General features: G+C 65.3%; 4 protein-coding genes. 1 reads left to right on the top strand and 3 read right to left on the bottom strand.

Features of this window, described 5'->3' with window-relative positions; translation table 11 throughout:
• The 3 genes from PHC73_RS11800 to PHC73_RS11790 form a co-directional block, all read right to left on the bottom strand.
• The coding region (locus PHC73_RS11800; RefSeq protein WP_366949871.1) for a biotin carboxylase N-terminal domain-containing protein at window positions 1-785 on the bottom strand (785 nt) is incomplete at its 3' end.
• Between the two features lie 16 nt (window positions 786-801).
• On the bottom strand, window positions 802-2,349 hold the full coding sequence (locus tag PHC73_RS11795; protein ID WP_300128412.1) for an acyl-CoA carboxylase subunit beta: 1,548 nt from the start codon (window positions 2,347-2,349) through the stop codon (window positions 802-804).
• Window positions 2,350-2,454: 105 nt separating this feature from the next.
• The gene (locus tag PHC73_RS11790) at window positions 2,455-3,747 is read right to left on the bottom strand and encodes a citrate synthase (RefSeq protein ID WP_300128408.1); all 1,293 of its coding nucleotides are present in this window, start codon (window positions 3,745-3,747) and stop codon (window positions 2,455-2,457) included.
• Between the two features lie 285 nt (window positions 3,748-4,032).
• On the opposite strand from PHC73_RS11790, the gene PHC73_RS11785 reads away from it, so the two are divergent.
• Window positions 4,033-4,380: thiamine pyrophosphate-binding protein (locus PHC73_RS11785; RefSeq protein WP_300128405.1), on the top strand; the 348-nt coding region annotated here is incomplete at its 3' end.

The following is a 4,380-nucleotide window of genomic DNA, read 5'->3' as shown; positions in this document are numbered from 1 at the left end:
AGCGTCACCGCCTGCTCGCCCATGGCGCGGCGCACCTGCGGCGTCAGGAACACGCTCGGCGCCTCCTCGATCACCTTCTGGTGGCGGCGCTGGATGGAGCATTCGCGCTCGCCGAGGTACACGATGTTGCCCTGACGGTCGCCGAGCACCTGGATTTCGATGTGGCGGGGCCTCACGATGTACTTTTCGATGAACACGCGATCATCGCCGAAGCTCGAACGCGCCTCGGACGCCGCGGCGCGAAAACCCTCGGCCATTTCCTCGCGCCGGTTCACCACCCGCATGCCCTTGCCGCCGCCGCCGGCGGAGGCTTTGATCATCACCGGAAATCCGATGTCTTCGGCGATGCGCACCGCCTCGTCGGGACTCTCGATGATGCCCACATAGCCCGGCACGGTGCTCACACCGGCCTGCACGGCGAGCTTCTTTGACTCGATCTTGTCGCCCATGGCGCGCACGGCGTCCTGCGGCGGGCCGATGAACACCACGCCCGCCTCATCCAGACGGCGTGCGAACTCGGCGTTCTCGGACAAAAAGCCGTAGCCGGGGTGCACCGCCTCGGCGCCGCTGGCGGCGATCACCTCCAGGATGCGGTCGACGTTCAGGTACGACTGCGCACTCGGCGCCGGACCGACCGGCCAGGCCTCATCCGCCATGCGCACGTGCAGCGCGTTCTTGTCGGCTTCGGAGTAGATGGCCACCGTGGCGATGCCAAGGCGCCGGCAGGTACGGATAACCCGGCAGGCGATTTCGCCGCGGTTGGCGATGAGAATCTTTTTGAACAGCGGCATTTTCAATACCTTAGAGCGGAATGTTGCCGTGTTTTTTGAATGGCCGCTGCACGCTCTTGTTGGCCAGCATGCGCAGCGCCCGGCACAGGTGCTCGCGGGTGCGCGACGGCGTGATCACGTCGTCGATGAAGCCGCGCTCGGCCGCCACGAAGGGATTCGCGAACCGCTCGCGGTATTCCTGCTCCAGGCGCGCGGTCTCGGCGGCCGGGTCGGCCGACTGGTCGATCTGGCGGCGGTACATCACCTCGACCGCCCCCTTCGGGCCCATCACGGCGATCTCGGCCGTGGGCCAGGCATAGTTGATGTCGCCGCGGATGTGCTTGCTGCTCATCACGTCATAGGCGCCGCCGTAGGCCTTGCGCGTGATGACGGTGAGCTTCGGCACGGTGGCTTCGGCGTAGGCATACAGCAACTTGGCGCCGTGCTTGATGATGGCGCCGCGCTCCTGGGCAGTGCCCGGCAGGAAGCCCGGCACGTCCACCAACGTCACGAGTGGAATATTGAAGCAGTCGCAAAAGCGCACGAAGCGCGCCGCCTTGCGCGACGAGTCGATGTCGAGCACGCCAGCCAGCACCTTCGGGTTATTGGCGACGATGCCGACCGTGCGGCCTTCCAGGCGCGCGAAGCCGATCACGATGTTCTTGGCGTAATCGGGCTGGATCTCGAAGAAATCGCGGTGGTCGACGATTTTGTAGATCAGCTCCTTGATGTCGTAGGGCTGGGTGGCACTTTCCGGCACCAGCGTGTCCAGCGCCGGTTCGACGCGGTCGAATGGGTCGTCGCTGGGGTAGCTCGGCGGCGTTTCCAGATTGTTCAGCGGCAGGAAATCGAACAGCCGCCGCGTCTGCACCATGGCCTCGATGTCATTTTCGAGCGCCAGATCGGCCACGCCGGATTTGCTGGTGTGCGTGGTCGCACCGCCCAGCTCCTCGGCGGTCACGTCCTCGTGGGTGACCGTTTTCACCACGTTGGGACCGGTCACGAACATATAGGACGTGTCCTTGACCATGAAGATGAAGTCGGTCATGGCCGGCGAATACACGGCGCCACCGGCGCACGGTCCCATGATCACCGACAGCTGCGGCACCACCCCCGAGGCTTGCACGTTGCGCCAGAAAATCTCCGCATAACCGCCGAGCGAAGCCACGCCTTCCTGGATGCGCGCGCCGCCGGAGTCGTTCAGGCCGATCACCGGCGCGCCGACCTCGACTGCGCGGTCCATGACCTTGCAGATTTTCTCGGCGTGGGTTTCCGACAACGCCCCGCCAAATACCGTGAAATCCTGCGAGAACACGAACGTGAGCCGCCCGTTGATGGTGCCGTAGCCGGTCACCACGCCATCGCCAGGGATCTTTTTGTCGGCCATGCCGAAATCCTGGCAACGGTGCTGCTTGAAGGTGTCGAGCTCACAGAACGAGCCCGCGTCCAGCAGCAGATCGATGCGCTCGCGCGCCGTCAGCTTGCCCTTGGCGTGTTGGGCGGCGATGCGCTCGACGCCGCCGCCGAGCCGGGCCGCCGCCCGGGCACTTTCCAGACGTTCAAGAATGCTGCCGCTCAAAGGCTGCCCCCTCCCGATGCAAAAACGAAAGCGGCCGTCCGGGCTGCGCCGGACGGCCACACCTGCGAGCGCCGAGCCCCGGCCGCCCCCTGCCTGCCGCCGGACTCAGCCGCGCGCGTCTAGCGGCACGTAGTCGGTCTTGGGGGGGCCGACGTAGATCTGGCGCGGCCGGCCGATCTTCGATTTCTGGTCGAGCATTTCCTTCCACTGCGCGATCCAGCCCGGCAGACGGCCGATGGCGAACATCACCGTGAACATGTTGGTCGGGATGCCCATGGCGTGGTAGATGATGCCGGAGTAGAAATCGACGTTCGGGTACAGCTTGCGATCGATGAAATAGCTGTCCGAACGCGCCGCCGCTTCGAGCTCCTTGGCGATCTTCAGCAACGGGTCGTCCTGCTTGCCGAGCTTGGCCAGCACCACGTCGGCGGTGCGCTTGATGATGGTGGCGCGCGGGTCGTAATTTTTGTAGACGCGGTGCCCGAAGCCCATCAGACGGAACGGGTCCTTGGGATCCTTGGCCTTGGCGACGAACTTTTGCACGTCGCCCCCATCGCGCTGGATTTCCTCCAGCATCTCCAGCACCTCCTGGTTGGCGCCGCCGTGCAGCGGCCCCCATAAGGCGAGGATGCCGGTCGAAATGGCCGCGAACAGGTTGGCGCGCGACGAGCCGACCAGGCGCACGGTGGATGTCGAGCAGTTCTGTTCGTGGTCGGCGTGCAGGATCAGCAGCACCTTGAGCGCCTTGACCAGGTCTTCGTCCACCACGTAGGGCTCGCACGGCACGCCGAACATCATCCGCAGGAAGTTGGCGCAATACCCCAGGCTGTTGTCCGGGTACAGCAGCGGATGGCCGATCGACTGCTTGTAGGCGTAGGCGGCGATGGTGGTGATCTTGGCCATCAGCCGCACGATCGACAGCTCCACTTCCTCCGGCGTCTGGTCCATCTTGGCCAGCTCCGGGTAGTAGGCCGACATGGCGCAGACCGCCGACGACAGGATGGCCATCGGATGCGCCCCTGGCGGGAAGCGGTCGATCAGCTCCTTGAGCCCCTCGTGGATCATCGAATGGCGGCTGATCTGGGCGCGGAACGCCAACAGCTCGGCCTTGCTCGGCAGGTGGCCGAAAATCAGCAGATAGGCGGTTTCGGTGAACGATGACTGCTCGGCCAGTTGCTCGATGGGAATGCCGCGGTAGCGCAGGATGCCCCGCTCGCCGTCCAGAAAGGTGATGGCGCTGGTGGTGGCGCCGGTGTTCATGAACGCCGGATCCATGGTGATGTATCCGGTGCGGGCACGCAGCTCACTGATATCGATTGCCTTTTCCCCTTCGGTGCCGATCACGACGGGAAATTCGTATACCTTGCCTTCGATTTCGATCTTGACGCTGTCGGCCATCGTGATTCCTGAGTGTCGGGTATTCGTTCAATGCGGGGATGACATACCCGGGCGGCCGGCGCCGGGGCTGTGGTGCCCAAGAAGGGGCAGCAAAGAGCAAGCTTGACCGATGCAGGTCGTGCGCCGCGGCGGCGGCGGCGATCGATTCTAGCAGCGCCCCCGCGCCCCCAACAACGCGCCCGCGGCGCGGCGGGGCAGCGTGCAAATCTGCTATTCTTGCCGGCCTTTTTTTCGGGCCTTTGGCCCGCCTTCCCGGCTTTCAGCCACGCCAGACCCGGAGGCCACGTGGAACTCACCGGCGCCGAGATCATCGTCCGTTTCCTGCGCGACCATGGCGTACGCCACGTGTTCGGCTACCCGGGCGGCGCCGTGCTGCACATCTACGATGCCCTGTACGGCCAGCAGGACGTGGAACACATCCTGGTGCGCCACGAACAGGCGGCGACCCACGCCGCGGACGGCTACGCACGCGCCACCGGCGAGCCGGGCGTGGTGCTGGTGACGTCGGGCCCCGGCGCCACCAACGCCGTCACCGGCATCGCCACCGCCTACATGGATTCGATTCCGATGGTGGTGATCACCGGCCAGGTGGCCACGCACCTGATCGGCAACGACGCCTTCCAGGAAGCCGAC

It is taken from the genome of Immundisolibacter sp., from assembly GCF_028696615.1.
GTDB lineage: Bacteria > Pseudomonadota > Gammaproteobacteria > Immundisolibacterales > Immundisolibacteraceae > Immundisolibacter.
This window is presented reverse-complemented; position numbering and strand designations above follow the sequence as displayed.

Coding starts and splice junctions, on each gene's coding strand:
- PHC73_RS11790 (WP_300128408.1), bottom strand. CDS start 3,747: ATGGCCGACAGCGTCAAGATCGAAATCGAAGGCAAGGTATACGAATTT.